Source organism: Streptomyces sp. H27-D2, assembly GCF_035828615.1.
GTDB lineage: Bacteria > Actinomycetota > Actinomycetes > Streptomycetales > Streptomycetaceae > Streptomyces.
Genome location: NZ_JAYMZR010000052.1, coordinates 24,644 through 41,376, shown reverse-complemented (window position 1 = coordinate 41,376; position 16,733 = coordinate 24,644). Strand labels below are relative to the sequence as shown.

The 16,733-nt window shown below is 73.3% G+C and carries 14 protein-coding genes; 10 read left to right on the top strand and 4 right to left on the bottom strand.

The annotated features are described in order from the left end of the window. The first annotated feature begins 234 nt into the window (after positions 1 to 234). From QMK28_RS20260 to QMK28_RS20250, 3 genes are all read left to right on the top strand, one after another. On the top strand, positions 235 to 1,200 hold the full coding sequence (locus QMK28_RS20260) for an MBL fold metallo-hydrolase (RefSeq protein ID WP_326439951.1): 966 nt from the start codon (positions 235 to 237) through the stop codon (positions 1,198 to 1,200). 211 nt (positions 1,201 to 1,411) lie between these two features. Beyond that, positions 1,412 to 2,434 (top strand): phosphotransferase family protein, encoded by a 1,023-nt coding sequence (locus tag QMK28_RS20255; RefSeq protein WP_326439949.1) that lies wholly within the window; start codon positions 1,412 to 1,414, stop codon positions 2,432 to 2,434. Positions 2,435 to 2,441: 7 nt separating this feature from the next. Beyond that, entirely contained in the window at positions 2,442 to 3,656 is a 1,215-nt protein-coding gene (locus QMK28_RS20250) for an acyl-CoA dehydrogenase family protein (protein ID WP_326439947.1), read from the top strand. Between the two features lie 226 nt (positions 3,657 to 3,882). Here QMK28_RS20250 and QMK28_RS20245 read toward each other — a convergent pair whose 3' ends face one another. The 4 genes from QMK28_RS20245 to QMK28_RS20230 form a co-directional block, all read right to left on the bottom strand. Then, on the bottom strand, positions 3,883 to 4,758 hold the full coding sequence (locus QMK28_RS20245; protein ID WP_326439945.1) for a PhzF family phenazine biosynthesis protein: 876 nt from the start codon (positions 4,756 to 4,758) through the stop codon (positions 3,883 to 3,885). 199 nt (positions 4,759 to 4,957) lie between these two features. Beyond that, on the bottom strand, positions 4,958 to 5,551 hold the full coding sequence (locus QMK28_RS20240) for a TetR/AcrR family transcriptional regulator (protein ID WP_326439943.1): 594 nt from the start codon (positions 5,549 to 5,551) through the stop codon (positions 4,958 to 4,960). Positions 5,552 to 5,694: 143 nt separating this feature from the next. Then, positions 5,695 to 7,356 carry a class I adenylate-forming enzyme family protein gene (locus QMK28_RS20235; RefSeq protein ID WP_326439941.1) on the bottom strand — a complete coding sequence of 554 codons (1,662 nt, stop codon included), beginning with the start codon at positions 7,354 to 7,356 and terminating at the stop codon, positions 5,695 to 5,697. A gap of 142 nt (positions 7,357 to 7,498) precedes the next feature. Continuing rightward, the gene (locus tag QMK28_RS20230) at positions 7,499 to 8,281 is read right to left on the bottom strand and encodes an SDR family oxidoreductase (protein WP_326439939.1); all 783 of its coding nucleotides are present in this window, start codon (positions 8,279 to 8,281) and stop codon (positions 7,499 to 7,501) included. 222 nt (positions 8,282 to 8,503) lie between these two features. On the opposite strand from QMK28_RS20230, the gene QMK28_RS20225 reads away from it, so the two are divergent. From QMK28_RS20225 to QMK28_RS20195, 7 genes are all read left to right on the top strand, one after another. Further along, on the top strand, positions 8,504 to 9,811 hold the full coding sequence (locus QMK28_RS20225) for an exo-beta-N-acetylmuramidase NamZ family protein (RefSeq protein WP_326439937.1): 1,308 nt from the start codon (positions 8,504 to 8,506) through the stop codon (positions 9,809 to 9,811). Positions 9,812 to 10,270: 459 nt separating this feature from the next. Then, the gene (locus QMK28_RS20220; protein WP_326439935.1) at positions 10,271 to 10,489 is read left to right on the top strand and encodes an ANTAR domain-containing protein; all 219 of its coding nucleotides are present in this window, start codon (positions 10,271 to 10,273) and stop codon (positions 10,487 to 10,489) included. Positions 10,490 to 10,634: 145 nt separating this feature from the next. Next, positions 10,635 to 11,363, top strand: a complete 729-nt coding sequence (locus QMK28_RS20215) for a GAF and ANTAR domain-containing protein (RefSeq protein WP_326439933.1) — start codon at positions 10,635 to 10,637, stop codon at positions 11,361 to 11,363. 166 nt (positions 11,364 to 11,529) lie between these two features. After that, a complete protein-coding gene (locus tag QMK28_RS20210; RefSeq protein WP_326439931.1) occupies positions 11,530 to 13,581 on the top strand; it encodes a SpoIIE family protein phosphatase in 2,052 nt (683 codons plus the stop codon). Then, positions 13,578 to 14,108 (top strand): ATP-binding protein, encoded by a 531-nt coding sequence (locus tag QMK28_RS20205; protein ID WP_326439929.1) that lies wholly within the window; start codon positions 13,578 to 13,580, stop codon positions 14,106 to 14,108. The genes QMK28_RS20210 and QMK28_RS20205 overlap by 4 nt, the downstream gene beginning before the upstream one ends. Positions 14,109 to 14,320: 212 nt before the next feature. Further along, complete coding sequence (locus QMK28_RS20200) at positions 14,321 to 15,667, top strand: serine-threonine protein kinase (RefSeq protein ID WP_326439927.1); 1,347 nt, start codon at positions 14,321 to 14,323, stop codon at positions 15,665 to 15,667. A gap of 424 nt (positions 15,668 to 16,091) precedes the next feature. Continuing rightward, entirely contained in the window at positions 16,092 to 16,703 is a 612-nt protein-coding gene (locus QMK28_RS20195; protein ID WP_326439926.1) for a hypothetical protein, read from the top strand. The last annotated feature ends 30 nt before the right edge of the window (positions 16,704 to 16,733 follow it).

Here is a 16,733-nt window from a genome sequence, read left to right as displayed (position 1 = left end):
GGGGCGGGCGTCGAACGACCCCGACTCGACGGTCCGTGGCCCGCGGAGCTTCCGCGAGCCGAACCGGGCGACCGCCGCATCCGGCCGCCCCGTCCGACCGCCGTATCCCACCCGGCTCCCGCCCGGAGCGGGCCGGTCGCAAGGGGCCGCCCTTCCGCGCGGCACGGTCGACTGCCAGTCTGGTGCGCGCATCGCGCGCGTCACCCGCGCGCGCCACATCTCTATGGGGGAACCATGGACGGCACCGACGGCACCGACGGCACCACCACGGCAGCCGCGACGACGACCGGCGAGCCGTATGTCACTCAGTTGGCTCCGAACGTCCACGCGTTCGTCCAGCCCGACGGCGGCTGGTGCCTGAACAACGCGGGGTTCATCAGCGACGGCGAGTCGACGCTGCTGGTCGACACCGCCGCCACCGAGCGCCGCGCCCTGCTACTGCGCCAGGCGGTCCTCGACTCCGGGGCCCCGCTCCCCCGGCAGGTGGTCAACACGCACCACCACGGCGACCACACCTACGGCAACGGGGTGTTCGCCCCGGAGGCCACCATCATCGGCCACGAGGCCTGCCGCCGCGAGGCGCTCAAGGTGGGCCGCCAACTGCACGCCATCTGGCCGTCCGTCGACTACGGCGACATCAGCATCACGCCGCCCGCGGTCACCTACCAGGACAGCCTCACGCTCCATGTGGGCGACATCGAGGTGCGGTTGATCCACCCCGGCATCTCGCACACGGTCGGCGACACCCTCGTCTGGCTGCCCGAGCAGCGGATCCTGTTCACCGGGGACCTCACCTTCAACGGCGGTACCCCGTTCGTCCTGATGGGCTCGCTCAGCGGCTCGCTGCGCGCCCTGGACCGGCTCCGCGCGCTGGACGCCCTGATCGTGGTTCCCGGCCACGGCCCGGTCACCGATCCCGGCGTGTACGACCGGGCCGAGCGGTACCTGCGGTACGTGGCCGACCTCGCCGAGCGGGGCTACGCGGCCGGACGTACGCCGTTGGAGACGGCCCGCGAGGCCGACCCCGAGGCGTTCGCTGAATTCGCCGCGCTGCCGGAGAGTGAGCGGCTGGTCGCGAATCTGCACCGCGCCTACTCGGAGCTGGCAGGGCAGCCGCTGGGCACGGACCTGGACAGCCTCGCGGCGTTCACCGACATGTCCGCGATGAACGGCGGGCAGCCGGTGGCCTGCCACGCGTGAGGGCTGCGGACGGGCCGACGGCGTGCGTCCGCGTACGGACCACGACGCCGGCCCGCCCACGACGTGGGCTACCCGCGCCCCCCGGTCGGCCCCCGCACTCCGCGCCCGCGTGACCGGAGCCGCACGCCGGAACACTGGACGACATACCGACTGGTCGGCATGATGAGATCGGTCAGCACATCTCCCACACCGCCGCATGGAGGCGCACTCGATGAGCAAGGGCAATCCGCCGGGTCTCGACCTGGAGAAACTCCGCGCCCACCTGGATCGCGAACGCCCCGGGCTGGTGCACGGCCCGTTGACCGCGGAGCTGATCGAGGGCGGCCGGTCCAACCTCACCTACCGGGTCTCGGACGGCGCGTCGCGCTGGGTCGTACGCCGGCCGCCGCTCGGCCATGTGCTCGCGACCGCACACGACATGAGCCGCGAGCACCGGGTGATCAGCGCGCTGCACCCGACGGCCGTGCCGGTGCCGCGAACGCTGCTGCTGTGCGAGGACGATTCCGTCATCGGGTCGCCCTTCTACGTGATGGAGTTCGTGGACGGGACGCCGTTCCGGACGGCCGAGGAGCTGGCGCCGCTGGGCGCCGAGCGGACCCGCGACATCGTCCTCGGCCTGGTCGACACCCTCGTCGAACTGCACGCGGTGGACCCGCAGGCCGTCGGCCTCGGCGACTTCGGGCGGCCCGAGGGCTTCCTGGAGCGGCAACTGCGCCGCTGGGGCAAGCAGCTCGAAGCGTCGAAGAACCGTGAGCTGCCGGGCATCGACGAACTGCACACGGCCCTGAGCAAAGCGCTGCCCGCCTCGCCCGCACCCACCGTCGTGCACGGCGACTACCGCCTCGACAACGTCCTCGTCGGACCCGACGACACCATCCAGGCCATCCTGGACTGGGAGATGTCCACCCTCGGCGACCCGTTGACCGACGTCGGGCTGCTGATGATGTACAGCTCGCAGCAGGACATGGACGGCTCCCCGATCAGCACCACGACCGGCGCGCCCGGCCACCCGGAGCCGCGGGAGATCATCGAGCGCTACACCGCCGGCTCCGGCCGCGACGTGTCGCAGATCGCCTGGTACACCGCCTTCGCCTACTTCAAGCTCGCGGTGATCCTCGAAGGCATCCACTACCGGTACACGCTCGGCCAGACCGTGGGCGCGGGCTTCGACCGCATCGGCGGACTCGTCCCCGTCTTCATCGAGAACGGCCTCACCACCCTTCAGAAGGGCTGACCCCACCATGGACTTCGCATTCGACGACCGTACCGAAGAGCTGCGCGGCAAGCTGCTGGCCTTCATGGACGAGCATGTGTACCCGGCGGAGAAGACCGCTGAGGCGCAGCGCGAACTCCTCGCCTCGCCCTGGGGCACCCCCGCGATCGTGGAGGAGCTGAAGGCCGAGGCCCGCAGCCAGGGACTCTGGAACCTCTTCCTCCCGGACGCCGGGCTCGGGGCGGGCCTGACCAATCTGCAGTACGCGCCGCTGGCCGAGATCACCGGCCGCAGCCCCCAGTTGGCCCCGACCGCGCTGAACTGCGCCGCGCCCGACACCGGGAACATGGAGGTCCTCACCCAGTTCGCGAGCGAGCAGCAGCGCAAGCAGTGGCTGGAGCCGCTGCTCGCCGGCGAGATCCGCTCGGCCTTCGCGATGACCGAGCCCGAGGTCGCCTCCTCGGACGCGACCAACATCGAGACGCGGATCGAGCGGCAGGGCGACGAGTACGTCATCACCGGCCGCAAGTGGTACATCTCCGGGGCGATGAACCCGCTCTGCAAGATCTTCATCGTGATGGGCAAGACCGACCCGGACGGCGCCGACCCGCGTCGCCAGCAGTCGATGATCCTGGTGCCGCGCGACACTCCCGGCGTCGAGGTGCTGCGCGCGATGAAGGTCTACGGCTATGAGGACCACTCCCACGGCGGCCACGCCGAGGTCGTCTTCGACGGCGCGCGGGTGCCCGCCGCGAACCTGATCGGCGAGGAGGGCGGCGGCTTCGCCATCGCCCAGGCCCGGCTGGGACCCGGCCGGATCCACCACTGCATGCGGCTGATCGGCATGGCCGAGCGGGCCATCGAGCTGATGTGCCGCCGGGCCGTGGACCGTACGGCCTTCGGCAAGACGCTCGCCCAGCAGGGCGTCGTGCAGAACTGGATCGCGGACGCGCGGGTCTCGGTCGAGCAGCTGCGGCTGCTGATCCTCAAGACCGCCTGGCTGATGGACACGGTCGGCAACCGCGGGGCGCACACCGAGATCCAGGCCATCAAGATCGCGACGCCGCGCACCGTCGTGGACATCCTGGACCAGGCGGTGCAGCTCTACGGCGCGGGCGGCGTCAGCCAGGACTTCCCGCTCGCCGAACTGTGGGCCGGGGCCCGCACGCTGCGGCTCGCGGACGGGCCGGACGAGGTGCATCAGCGGTCGCTGGCGCGTCGGGAGATCAAGAAGTACGTCTGAGGGGTCTGGTCATCCGGGGGCTGGTCGCCTGAGGGGTCTGGCGGCCTCCGCGGGCACGGCCCCCGCGGGCACGGGCCGTGCCCGCCCCCGCGTGCCCGGGGCTCGCGTCCTGGCGCAGCCGGCCCGGGGCATCCTCATCGCGCGGCGGATCGGCGCCCACCAGGCACGGAGGCTCCCCTCCAGACGGGCAGCCACCCGCAAGGGAGCCCGGCGGCGGGCCCGACCGTCAGCCGTCGCCGGGAATCCGCGCCCCCGCCCCGGAAACCCGCACCCGCGTCTCCCCCGGGCGCAGCTCGACGCCGAGTACTCCCGGCCTGCCCAGGTCCTCGCCCTGGCGCAGGGTGAGCGAGGCCGCGGAGCCGACCAGGCCGAGCGCGCGCAGATAGTGCCCGAAGGCCGCCGCCGCCGCGCCCGTCGCCGGGTCCTCCACGACTCCGCCGACCGGGAACGGATCGCGCACGTGGAAGGTGTCCGCCGACTCGCGCCAGACGAGTTGCAGCGTCGTCAGGTCCAGGCCGCGCATGAACACGGCCAGCCCGTCGAAGTCGTACCGCAGGTCGGCGAGGCGCTCGCGGGTTGCGGCGGCCAGCACCAGGTGGCGGGCGCCCGCGTAGGCGATCCTGGGCGGCAGCCGCGAATCGAGATCCTCGGGCGTCCAGCCCAGCAGGGTCAGCGCCTCCGCGACGCTCGCGCCGGTGACGTCCTCCAGGGCGGGCTCGACGCTGGTCAGGGTCGCCCGCAACGCGCCGTCGGGACCGGCTGCCACCTCCACGGGAACCGTTCCGGCCGGGGTGGCCAGCAGCAGTTCGCCGGGGCCGATCCGCTCGGCCAGCGCCACCGCCGTCGCCACCGTCGCATGGCCGCAGAACGGCACTTCGGCGAGCGGGCTGAAGTAGCGCGTGGTGAACGCCCGGCCCGGCGCGCCGCCGAGGCCGGCCGGCGGGGCGGTGAGGAAGGCGGTCTCGGAGTAGCCGATCCCGGCCGCTATCGCGAGCATGGCGGCGTCGTCGAGACCGGTGGCGTCGAGCACCACGCCGGCCGGGTTGCCGCCCGCCGGGTCGGCGGAGAAGGCGGTGTAGCGCAGGACTTCGGGGTCGGACATGGGTCCACGCTCCTGAGGCACAGCAGATGACCGGCGCGGAGCCGGTCGCGTCAGCCGATTTTCGCAGGCCGGGTCTCCCCGGGTGCGGTCGGGCGCGGACCGGCTGCGGATCAGCCGCGACGCATCGGGACGGCGGACCCGTGCGGCGGACCCGGTTGCCGGCCCGCACCACTCCCGCAGCCCCCGCCCGCCCCGGCCCTCAGCGCCGCAGCGAACGCAGCAGCATGTCGGCGAGGTGGTCGGCGACCTGTTGCGGGGTCAGCGAGCCGTCCGGGCGGTACCAGCTGGCGAGGTGGTGCACAGAGCCGAAGTGGTAGTCCACCACGAGATCGGCCGGGGTCGCGGTGGTGAAGACCCCGGTGCGCTGGCCCTCCTCGACCAGGGCGCGGAAGCGCTCGTGATAGCGCCGCCGCTCCGCCCGTACCTGCTTGTCCTTCTCCGGGCTCAGCTGGTGCATCGAGCGGAAGAAGATCTTGGTGTCGTCGAGGTTCTCCAGAGTGGTGACGACGACGTCCGCGGCCGCGTCGCGCAGCCGTCGCTCGACCGGCGCGTCCGCGTCGGCGAACGCGTCGAGCCGCTCCTGCTGGAGGCGCAGCACCCGCCCGTACACCTCGTGCAGCAGGTCTTCCTTCGACCCGAAGTAGTGATAGAGCGCGCCCTTGGTGACGCCCGCCGCCTCGACGATCTCCTGTACGGAGGTCCGGTCGTAGCCCTGGTCGGCGAAGAGGCGGGTGGCGGCGGCGAGCAGCCGTTGCGGGACCGGTTTCCCGTCGCCTTCCGTTGTTCTGGCCATTGCCGCCACCTGCCTTTCGTGCGTGGTGCGCTCCGCGCGGTGGTTCCCGCGCGGTCGTCGGCCCGGTCGGGCCGCTCAGTGGTGCGGGCGGCGCTACCGCTGCCGGCCGCTGTGGCTTTACGGCCCGCCCTCGCGTCCCGCCGCTACGGCTTGCCGCGCAGCTCCCGTCGGAGGATCTTCCCACTCGTCGTTTTCGGCAGCTCCGGCAGGATCTCCACCTCGCGCGGGTATTTGTACGCGGCGAGGCGCTCCTCGCAGTACGCGCTCAGCTCGGCCGGCTCCACCGCCCGGCCGGGGCGCAGGCTCACGTACGCCTTCACCGACTCGCCCCGGTAGGCGTCGGGTATGCCGACGACGGCCGCCTCGCGCACCGCCGGATGGGTGTAGAGGACGTCCTCGACCTCGCGCGGCCACACCTTGAAGCCGGAGGCGTTGATCATGTCCTTCATGCGGTCGACGACGTAGAGCCAGCCGCCCTGGTCCATGAAGCCGATGTCGCCGGTGCGCAGTTCGCCGTCGGGGAACGCCGTTTCGGTCTCCGCGGGCCGCCGCCAGTAGCCGGGGACCACCATCGGGCCGCGGACCGCGATCTCGCCCTGTTCGCCGAAGGGGGCGTCCTGACCGGCGGCGTCGACGATCCGTACGACCGTGTCGGGACCGGGGACGCCGACAGCCAGCGTGCCGGACACCGGGTCGACGGGTGCTTCCCTGCCGGGCGGGACGCTGGCGCACGGGGCGGTGCACTCGGTGAGGCCGTAGCCGTTGTGCAGATACGGGCCGAGGGTCGCGCGGAAGGACTCGACCAGCGCGGGCGGCAGCGGCGCGCCGCCGGAGGAGATCATCCGGAACGAGGTGAAGTGCTCACGGGTGACGGCGGGGTGGGCCGCCAGCGCCATGAAGGCGGTGGACGGGCCGACGGTGTAGGCGGGGCGGTGTTCGAGGAAGGCGTCGAGGACGACCCCGGCCTCGAAGCGGTAGGCGAGGGCGAGCGTCCCGGTGTTGGCCAGGCAGGCCGCGAGCTCCACGACCATGCCGGTGATGTGGAACAGCGGGGCCAGCGCGAAGAAGGTGCTGCCCTGCGGGAGGCCGAAGCCGGTGTGCTGGCGCTCGGCGTTGTAGGCGATGTTGCCCTGGGTGTTGGTGGCCCCCTTGGGAGCTCCGCTGGTGCCCGACGTATAGCTGATCAGGGCGATGTCGTCGGAGGTCAGCCCGGGGTCGGCGGGCTTGCGGCCGCTCGCGGCCCCGGCCCTGGCCGCGTCGAGCAGATCGTCGGCGCCCTCGCGCGGGCCCAGCCGCTCGCCGCGCAGCACGCGCTGGTCGTCGCGCGTCTGCAGGCCCAGCTCGCAGGCGGTGAGCGCGATCCGTACCGAGGAGTCGGCGGCCGTCTCGCGCAGGAAGGCGTCCCAGGTGTGGCCGGCGCAGACGACGGCGGTGACCTCGGCGTCGGCGAGGACGTGCGCGACCTCGTGCGTCTTGTACATCGGGTTGACCGGCACGACCGTACCGCCGGCCTTCCACGCGCCGAGCAGCGCGAGCACGAAGTGCGGGCTGTTCTGCAGCATGACCGCGGCCCGGTCGCCGCGCCGGAAGCCGCGCTCCAGCAGGTGGACGGCGAGGCCGTCGGAGAGTTCGTCGACCTCGGCGTAGCTCAGCCGCCCGTCGAAATAGGCCAGCGCCGTGCGGTCGGGCGCTTCGCGGACGGCCGCGCGGAAGGCGTGCAGCACCGTCGGCTGCGGCTGGACGGGGGTCCGCTGCGCCTCGTTGAGCTGTTGCAGCCACGGCTGGTCCTGGTACCGGACGGTCATCGGTGCGGCCCTCTCTGCCGGGCGGTGTACGGGCCGTCCCGGGCCCGTACGGCCGGCGTGTGCGGTGGTGATGTCGGTGGCGGTGGTGGTGCGGCGGTGCGGTGCTGCGGTGGTTATGGTGCCGTACTGGTGCGGCTGCCGCTCAGCTCGCCTCGGCGGCCGTGGCCTGCTCGAACTTCCGCTGGACGCGGTTCATGCCGCCGAGCCAGCGGTCGGTGTCGGTGGCGCGGGCCGTGTAGTAGTCGGCGACCTCGGGGTGCGGCAGCACCAGGAAGCGGTCCTCGGCCATCGCCTCGAACACGGCGTCCGCGACCTCGGAGGCGTCGATCGCGGTCGGGCCGAGCACCAGGTTGAGCGCGGCGGCCCCAGTGCCGAGCAGCATGTCGGTGCGCACGCCCTGCGGGCACACCGCGTGCACCTTGACGCCCCGGTGCCGGTAGGTGACCGCCAGCCACTCGGCGAAGGCCATCGCGCCGTGCTTGGTCACGCTGTACGGCGCGGAGCCGACCATGGTCAGCAGCCCCGCGGCGGAGACGGTGGCGATGAACCGGCCGCTGCCCCGCTCCAGCCAGTCCGGGAGCAGCTCGCGGGACGCCCGGACGTGCGCCATGACGTTGACGTCCCAGGCCGCGTCCCAGATCGCGTCCTCGGCCTCGGGGCCGCCGCTCGGGGCGATGCCCGCGTTGGCGCAGTAGATGTCGATCGTGCCGCCGAGCGCGTCGCGGGCGGCGGGCACGATGCCGGAGGCGTCGCCGGGCAGCGCGATGCCGCCGATCTCGGCGGCCACGGTCTTCGCCTTGTCCGCGTCGAGGTCGTTGACCACCACCCGCGCGCCCTTTGCCGCGAACCTCCGGGCCAGGGCCGCGCCGATCCCGCCGCCCGCGCCCGTGACGACCACTCCCGCGCCGCGCACCGCTTCCACCATCGTGTCTCCCTCGATTCGCCGTCGGTCCCGGCCGGACGCCCCGGCCGGGCGCCGCATGCGTACGACCCCCGGCGTCCGTCTCGGCCGCACCGGCAGACTAACCAGTCGGTATGTCGGAACGGAAGGGGGCTGGGAGCCCGTCCGGCGCGTGCGTTCCGCAGCGGCGGTCCGCGCGTTAGCGTGCGTGGTCATGACACCGGCCACGCTCATGGAGGCACGCACATGACTCTGTCCAGACGGAATCTGCTGGCTGTCACGGGAGCGGTCGGCGCGGTCGCGGCCGCCGCCTCGTCCGCGTACGCCGCCGCACCGGGGCGCTCGGCCACCTCTCGCGCCCCCTCCCCGACGGGCCGGGGCGGGCCCAAGGTGCGCACCGGCTTCGACCGGCTGGCCGCCGACGGCTACCGGCTGCTGGCCGGCCGGCGGGTCGGCGTCGTCACCAATCCGACCGGGGTGACCGCGGACGTGCGGCACATCGTGGACGTGATGCACCCGGACGAGCGGGTGAATCTGACCGCGGTCTTCGGCCCCGAGCACGGCTTCCGCGGGACGGCGCAGGCGGGCGGCTCCGAGGGGCGCTACGACGACCCGGCGACCGGGCTGCCGGTCTTCGACACGTACCTCAAGAGCGGCCGGGCACTGGCCGCCGTCTTCACCGAGTCCGGCGTCGACACCATCGTGTTCGACATCCAGGACGCGGGCTCGCGCTTCTACACCTACATCTGGACCCTCTACGACTGCATGGTCGCGGCGGTGCTGGCGGGCAAGCGCTTCGTCGTCCTGGACCGGCCCAACCCGGTCACCGGCCGCGCCGCCACCGGGCCGATCCTGGACAGGGCGTACGCGACCTTCGTCGGGCGCGAGCCGATCGCGCAGGCGCACGGCATGACGGTGGCGGAGCTGGCGCTGCTGTTCAACGGCGAGTTCGTGCCGGCCGCCGCGGGCCGGGCCGTCGAGCTGGACGTGGTGCGGATGTCCGGCTGGCGGCGCTCGGACTTCTTCGACGCGACGGGCCTGCCCTGGGTGCCGCCCAGCCCGAACATGCCGACGGCCGACACCGCCCTGGTCTACTCCGGGACCTGCCTGTTCGAGGGAACCAACCTCTCCGAGGGCCGCGGCACGACGCGCCCCTTCGAGCTGCTCGGCGCGGAGGGCATCGACCGGAGGTGGGCGGCGGCGGTCAATGGGCTCGGCCTGCCCGGCGTGCACTTCCGCGAGGCGTACTTCGCGCCGACGTTCTCGAAGTTCCAGGGCAGGACGGTCGGCGGCGTCCAACTCCACCTCCACGACCGGAAGTCCTTCGACTCGGTCAGGACCGGCATCGCGCTGCTGGTCACCGCGAAGCAGGTGTGGAGCGGCTTCGCCTGGCGTCCCGACAACTGGATCGACAAGCTGACGGGCTCGCCGAAGGTGCGCACGATGATCGACGCGGGCGCGTCGGCCGACGAGGTCGTGGCGGCCTGGCAGGGCGGCCTCGCGGAGTTCCGGAAGGTCAGGAAGCGCTATCTCCTGCGGTACCCGTCGCGCTGAACGGGGCGGGCCGCGCCGGACGCGGGCCCCCTCGGGGCGGGCCCGCGTGCCGTCGCCGGTTCACGGGTACACGGGAGGCCCGGCCGATGGACACCCAGGAGAACAGCGGCACACAGGACGTCCGGATCCGCTCCGCCCCGGCCGGGCGCTCCTTCTCGCCGGCCGTCGAGACGAGCGATCCGTGCGCGTAGGACCGCTTGAGTCCGCGGGGCCGTGGTGCCAGGCTGGGCACAGGGGGCCTCTCTCCCCGACAAGCGGAGATCGACCGCTGCGGGCGGCCCGGAGCAGGCGAACAGGCGGCCGTGCCGTGCAGATCGGGCCGGGTCCCCCTCCGGCGGTCCGCGAGGCGCGGCAAGGTGGGGCTGATATGTCCGGTTGGGAGCGCGAGGAGCGCCTCGCGGCGGCATTCGTCAAGTTGGCCGGCGCCCTGGCCGGCGAGACCGCTCCGTACGTGATCACATGACCCTGAGCGCACAGTTGCAGGCCGCGCTGGAGAGCAGGGTGGTGATCGAACAGGCCAAGGGCATCATCGCCGCGCGCGGCGGCGTCAGCATGGACGCGGCCTTCGCCCGACTGCGGGCGCACGCGCGCCGGCACGGGATACGTCTGACCACTCTGGCCCACGGCGTCATCGACGGCAGCGCCCCCTCGGCTCTGACCGGCGCTCCGCCCCCGTGACCGCCCCCGTGACCCGGACGGCGCCGCGACCCGGCCACGGGTCACGGCGCGGATGGGAGGACGTCATGCCCCGCTGTCCGACGCCCCCTGCCCCGCAGGGGTCGCTTCATGCCGCCACCGCGTCCTACCCAATGGGATGAATGCCATGACCGTCGGCCCGAGCCAGCAGATCCGCACGCTGCTGGCCGCGGTGCTGCGGGACGCCGCCACCGGAGACAGTCCCGCCTTCCCGGCCGCCGACTGCGCCGAGCGTCTCGGTCTCGACGGCGTGACCGTCTGTCTGCTGGCGGCCGACGGCGGCACCGAACTCCTCTGGTACGACAAGGGCGACAAGCACGGCCCCGCCCTGGCCGATCTGCAGTACACCCTGGGCGAGGGCCCCACCCCCGACGCCGTCGGCAGTGGACGCGCCGTCCTCGAAGGCGACCTCACCCAGCTCCCCGCGCTGCAATGGCCCGGCTTCCGGTCGGCCGCGCTGGACGCCGGCATCCTGGCCGCCTTCGCGTTCCCCTTGCGCATAGGAGCGATCCATCTCGGCGCCGTCACCGGATACCGCGCTCTGCCGGGGCCGTTGAGCGAACAGCAGATGAGCGACGCGCTCGCCGTCGCCGAGGCGCTCACCCTGTTACTGGCCGCCCGCGCCCGGCACGGCCCGCTCAACGCGCCCGCCGAAACGAGCGGGCTGCACCGCGCGGAGGTCCACCAGGCCACCGGGATGCTCTCCGTACATCTGCGCATCCCGCTGGAACAAGCCCTGCTGCGGCTGCGGGCCCACGCGTACAGCCACGACCGCCCGATCCTGGACGTCGCCCACGACATCATCACCAACCGGCTGCGCCTCGACGCCGACACGCCCCACCCGCCGCCGGGTTGAGCGAAGGCCCCCGTCCCGCCCGCACACCCCACAGCCCTGGTCCGGCCCGAAAGCGGAATTCCCAGGCGTCGCTCTGCGACCAGGGCTCTGGCATAGTCACAACGCAATTGTCAAGCGAAAGAGACTATTCGCGCACCGGTCACCGCTTCTGCGCTACTTTGCGACGGTGGCCAATCACCCTCCGTCCTCAGTAGCCGAGGACGGCCCCCCTCGGGATCGTCGTGCGCGGCCCAGCGCGCCGCTGCCGCCCCGGTGGGCCGCAGCGGACTTCAACCAGGAGCTGAGTGCGCTCAGCGAGCGCATTTCCGACCTCCGGGAGCAGCGTGGCGGCCGTCCGGCGGAGCTCACGGCCGCGTTCGATCTCGCCCTGGTCGAACTGGACATCGCGGAAGAGGAACTGCGGGCCTGCCGGGACGAACTGAACGCTCACAGCGACCACCTCGACCACCTCACCGAACGGGCCGACGGCGCTGACCCGGAAGGGCGGCTGCCGCACAGCACGTTCCGCGAGCTCCCCGTGCCGGTGTTCCTGATCGGCGCGGACGGCGTCGTCGTGCACGCCAACGACGAGGCGGCCCGGCTGCTCGACACCAGCGACGACCGGCTGGTGGGCACTTCACTGGCGGCGATAGTGGGGCTGGACCACCGGCGCGCCTTCCGCGCCGCCGTCGACTCCGCGCGGCGCTCGGGCGTCCCCGTCCGGCTCCGGATCGCGCTGCTGTGGTCGGGGGACGGGGCGGAGGCGCGGATTCAGCTCGCCCGGCCGACCGCCGACGACGCCCCGCCGCTGGTCTCCGTGGTCGTGCTGTCGCAGGGCGGCTCCATGAACAGCCGGGCGGTTCCACCGGCCGAGGCCCCCGGCTCCGGCTCGGCGTCCGGCGCGCACCGGTTCGACGTGGTGTGCCGGATGACCCGGTTGCTGGTCGGGGAGGTGTGCCGGGACGAGCCGATGATCCTGGCGCTGGCCGCCCGGCTGCTGGCCACCGAATTCACCGCCCGGGTCATGGTGTTCCTCACCAGGACCGACTGGCCGAAGCGGGTGGTCTCGGCGGAGTCGAGCGCGGACTGCGACGGCCGGACCGGCGAACAGCGGCGCGGCGGCGCCGGCTCCGGGGCGACCGCGGCCAGGGTCGCCCGGTGCGTGGCCGCGTCGGGGGAGCCGCTGATCGAGCCCGCCTCGCCGCGGGCCGACGACCACGGCCCCGCCCCGGACCACGGCCCCGCCCCGGACCACGGCCCCGCCCCGGACCACGCCTCCGTCCCGGAACAGAACGGGTCCAGGCCGGAACAGAGCGGGCGAGCGGGGCCGGTGCTGGGTGTGGCGCTCGGCCATGGCGCGGAGATCCTGGGCGCGCTCGTGCTCTCGCGCGGCGCCGGCGGGGCGCCCTTCACGCTGCCGGACCTCGACCTCATCGAGGAGTTGGGGCAGCACCTCGCGATGGCGCTGCGGGCCGAGCGCGGCCACCGTCGCAAGGCTGACGCGGCACTGGTGCTCCAGGCCAGCCTGCTGCCCGCCGGGATGCCGTCGATCCCGCACGTCGAGGTGGCGGGTCTCTACCTGCCGCCGGGCGGCGGTCCGGTGGTCGGCGGCGACTTCTACGACGCCTTCCCCGCCCGCGACGGCTGGGGCCTGGTGCTCGGCGACGTCTGCGGCAAGGGCGTCGAGGCCGCCGCCGTCACCGCCGCCGTACGGCACGGCATCCGCACCCTCAGCGTCTGGGAGGAACGCCCGGAGGCGGTGCTGGAGAAGATCAATTACGCGATGGCCGTGCAGCAGCCGACCGAGGACCGCTTCGTCACCGCCGTCGCCGCGCGGCTGCGCACCGCCCCGGGCCTCGCCCTGGTACGGCTGGCCAGCGCGGGACACCTGCCCGCCGCCGTACGCAGAGCGGACGGATCGGTCGAGTTCGCGCAGGGCGGCGGCACGGTGCTCGGCCTGTGCGAGGAGCCCGACGTCGCCGTACAGGAGCTGACGCTGAGCGCGGGCGAGGTCCTGCTGCTCTACTCCGACGGCGTCACCGAGGCCCGCGAGTCCCTCCGTTCCTTCTTCGACGAGTCGGGGCTGGCTGCCGCCCTGACCCGAGCGGCCGATATCTCGGCCGAAGCCGTGGTGCGCGAAGTCGCCCAGCGGGTGCTGGACTTCGCCGGCGGCACGCCCCAGGACGACCTGACACTGCTGGCCGTCCGCGTAGTACCCACGACCGAGGCCGGACCATGAACGGATACCCCGACAGGCAGGCAAGCAGCAGCGCGGCGGCGAACCGGGAGGCCGAGGCCACCCCGAGGGCGCCGCGGACCAGGGGGCCCCTGCCACGGTCGCCGGGCTCCCGCCGGGAGTTCCCCGGCACGCCCCAGTGCGTCGCCGACGTCCGCCGCTACCTCGGCCGGGAGCTGCCCGCGGCCGGTTGCGCGGGCGTCGTCGACGAGGCGGTTCTCCTCGCGAGTGAACTGGCGACCAACGCCGTCGTGCACACTCGATCGGGTGATCCGCTCGGCAGCTTCAGCGTCGAACTGGCCATCACGGGGCGCACCGTGCGCGTGCTGGTGCACGACCTGGGCAGCCGCCGAATCCCGCAGGTGCTGGGCGGCACCGACAGCGGCGGCCGCGGGCTCTGGCTCGTCCACGCCCTCGCCGACGACTGGGGCACGAGCAGCGACGCGACGGGCCGCACCGTCTGGTTCGAACTCGCGTTACCGGATGACAGCCGTGCGGAGCCCAGGAGCGGGCCTCCGCCGACGGCTTAGCGGGCGCCGGGGCTCAACGGGCGCGGGGTTGGCAGGCGCCTGTTCAGCAGCCGCCCCGGACAGCCTCGCGCCGGGGCGCGGGGGCGCGCACGCCGGTTGTCCGGCCCCGGCCGAGCCCCGCCGTTCGCGCAGAAATCACTGACTCGGCGTATAGCCGTGCCGCGCGGCCGTTGGGACGATGCGCAGACAGCCGACCGGCCGAGGGGGTCGCCATGGCGGGCATCAGTGTGGAGCCGTACAGCGAGTTGACGTTCGACGCCGACGGGGATGTGTCCCCCGCCGAGCGGGACCGTCTGATGGCGCTGGTCAGCCAGGGGGAGATCACCGATCTGCTGGTCTTCGCGCACGGCTGGAACAACGACCGGTCCATCGCGACCCGCCTGTACGGCCACTTCTTCGAGCCGTTCCCCCGGCTTCTCGGCGACGCCCCGGGGGTGCGGCTCGGATACGTCGGCGTGCTGTGGCCCGCCATGCGGTTCAGCGACGAGCCGATCCCGGACTTCGACCCCTCGCTGACGGCGCGGACCGGCGTCGGCGACGCGGCACGCCACCTCCTCGGCAAGGCGTCGCAGCGGGCGCTGAACGAGGTCTTCCCCGGCCACGAGCAGGCGGTGAGCCGGCTGGCCGAACTGCTCGGCGAGCGGCCCCGGCAGGACGCCCGCTTCGAGGAGTTCGCGCGCCTGGTGCGGGAGCTGATCTCGATCGGCCCGCGGAGCGCGGCGGTCGCGTTCGCGGCCGATCACACCGACGAGGTGCCGGACGACGATCCGGCCGCCGGCGAGCCCGCGATGCTGGCGGACGACCCGGTCGGCGTCTGCGAGTTCTTCGGCGCCCTGCTGGCTGCCGTCGACGACAGGACCGGAACCGCCGCCGCGCCGGCCACCCTGGGGATCGGTCTCGACCGGCTGTGGAACGGCGCGCACGAGCTGTTGCGCCAGGCGACGTACTACGCGATGAAGCGGCGCGCGGGCACGGTGGGGCAGTTGGGCCTCGGGCCGGTGCTCGGGCGGCTCGCGGACGCCTCACCCGACGTGCGGATCCATCTGCTCGGCCACAGCTTCGGCGGCCGGCTCGTCTCCTTCGCGCTGCGCGGGCTGCCCGAGGGCGTGACCTCGGTGCGGTCCACGACGCTGCTCCAAGGCGCCTTTTCGCACTACGCCTTCGCCGAGCGGCTGCCGCACGCGAAGAGCCGCGGCGGGGCGCTGAACGGAGTACAGAACAGGGTCGCCGGGCCGCTGGTGTCCTGTTACTCGCACCACGACAGCGCGCTCGGCACGCTGTACCCGATCGCCTCCCGGGTCGCCGGGGACACCGCCGGGCTGCTGGGTCTGGACAGCCGGTGGGGCGCGGTGGGCTACGACGGCATCCAGGCGGTGCCCGGCAGCACCAAGCTCTCGCTGGCCGACGCGCTGCGCGGCCCGCTTCCGGCAGACGGCTGCGTCAGCGTCGACGTGGCCTCCGTCGTCCGGCACGGCCCGCCGCCCGCCGGCGCGCACAGTGACATCTGCCATGAGGAACTGGCCGGTGTCATGCTCGCCGCCGGGCGGATCGGGCGCTGATCGACGCCGGATGCCGCTCGGGGTTGCCGTGCGGGGGCCGTACCGCCCCCGCACCGCGCCCTCAGCGGTGATACACCCGCTTCCGGTACGAGCCCCGGCCGTCGAGTCCGCCAGTGAGGGCTTACGACGCACCGGCGCGTCACCCGCCCGGTGGCCGATGGCCGAGATGGCTGAGAAGCTTCACCGCCCGTACCCGGGCCGCGACGGCCGGCGGACCGGCGCACGGCGGGCCATCTCGGGCGTTGCCAGGCGATTCCCGGTCGATGGCAGCAGACCGCCCCGTTCACCGGCATGCATGGACAAGTCATCCCAAGAGGGCGCAATCGGCCGTTTTCGTCGCGGCGACCGATCCGAGGGAGCCGAATCGGGTCGGGCCACGTCCATTCCCCATCGCCGAAGTGCGGAGCGACGGAGGTAAGAAGCGATGGCCGGATTCAGAAGTCTCGCGCAACACGTACGTGATCCACACGTCGCCACGGAGCAGCGGCGCACCGCCCTGCGCAAGTGCCTGGAGAAGTTCGCCCCCTACGGACACCACGCGACCTGGCACCACCTGTGCGACCGCGCCGGGATCGGGCCACAGGAGCGCCTGCCCGACCCGGCGCGGCTCGTGCTGGCCCTCGCGGAGCTGGAGGAGGGGCGCGCGGTGTGGCTCGCCTACGACAGGGAGTTCGCCGCCCGACGCCGGCGGGAGAAGTACGAGGGCGTCCGCCGCCCGAGCGCCCTGGACGACTGGCACCGGTGCACCTGGGGCGGCTGCGGAGTCGCCTGGTGCGGCGACCCGCTGCTGCACCCGTCCGCCTCACTGGCCGACGTGCTGCGCCGGATGATCGCCGCGCTGGAGTCGAGACCGGGCGAGTGCTGCCCGGTCTGCGCCGAGAGCCGGATCGTGTGGCGGGACGACCTGGAACATCTGCCGAGTTCGGGCCCTGTGTGCACCGGCTGCGGCATCGTCGTACCGGAACCGGTGCTGACCGCCGAGGCCGTGATCCGGGCGAAGCGGCCCCGCCGACCGGCGCTGGCGTCGGTGTCCTGAGGAGTGTCCTGAGGCGCGGGCGGCGGGCCG

Excerpts from the sequence above, each read along its gene's own strand:
- QMK28_RS20260 (WP_326439951.1), top strand. The coding sequence starts at position 235 with ATGGACGGCACCGACGGCACCGACGGCACCACCACGGCAGCCGCGACG.
- QMK28_RS20255 (WP_326439949.1), top strand. The coding sequence starts at position 1,412 with ATGAGCAAGGGCAATCCGCCGGGTCTCGACCTGGAGAAACTCCGCGCC.
- QMK28_RS20250 (WP_326439947.1), top strand. The coding sequence starts at position 2,442 with ATGGACTTCGCATTCGACGACCGTACCGAAGAGCTGCGCGGCAAGCTG.
- QMK28_RS20245 (WP_326439945.1), bottom strand. The coding sequence starts at position 4,758 with ATGTCCGACCCCGAAGTCCTGCGCTACACCGCCTTCTCCGCCGACCCG.
- QMK28_RS20240 (WP_326439943.1), bottom strand. The coding sequence starts at position 5,551 with ATGGCCAGAACAACGGAAGGCGACGGGAAACCGGTCCCGCAACGGCTG.
- QMK28_RS20235 (WP_326439941.1), bottom strand. The coding sequence starts at position 7,356 with ATGACCGTCCGGTACCAGGACCAGCCGTGGCTGCAACAGCTCAACGAG.
- QMK28_RS20230 (WP_326439939.1), bottom strand. The coding sequence starts at position 8,281 with ATGGTGGAAGCGGTGCGCGGCGCGGGAGTGGTCGTCACGGGCGCGGGC.
- QMK28_RS20225 (WP_326439937.1), top strand. The coding sequence starts at position 8,504 with ATGACTCTGTCCAGACGGAATCTGCTGGCTGTCACGGGAGCGGTCGGC.
- QMK28_RS20220 (WP_326439935.1), top strand. The coding sequence starts at position 10,271 with ATGACCCTGAGCGCACAGTTGCAGGCCGCGCTGGAGAGCAGGGTGGTG.
- QMK28_RS20215 (WP_326439933.1), top strand. The coding sequence starts at position 10,635 with ATGACCGTCGGCCCGAGCCAGCAGATCCGCACGCTGCTGGCCGCGGTG.
- QMK28_RS20205 (WP_326439929.1), top strand. The coding sequence starts at position 13,578 with ATGAACGGATACCCCGACAGGCAGGCAAGCAGCAGCGCGGCGGCGAAC.
- QMK28_RS20200 (WP_326439927.1), top strand. The coding sequence starts at position 14,321 with ATGGCGGGCATCAGTGTGGAGCCGTACAGCGAGTTGACGTTCGACGCC.
- QMK28_RS20195 (WP_326439926.1), top strand. The coding sequence starts at position 16,092 with ATGGCCGGATTCAGAAGTCTCGCGCAACACGTACGTGATCCACACGTC.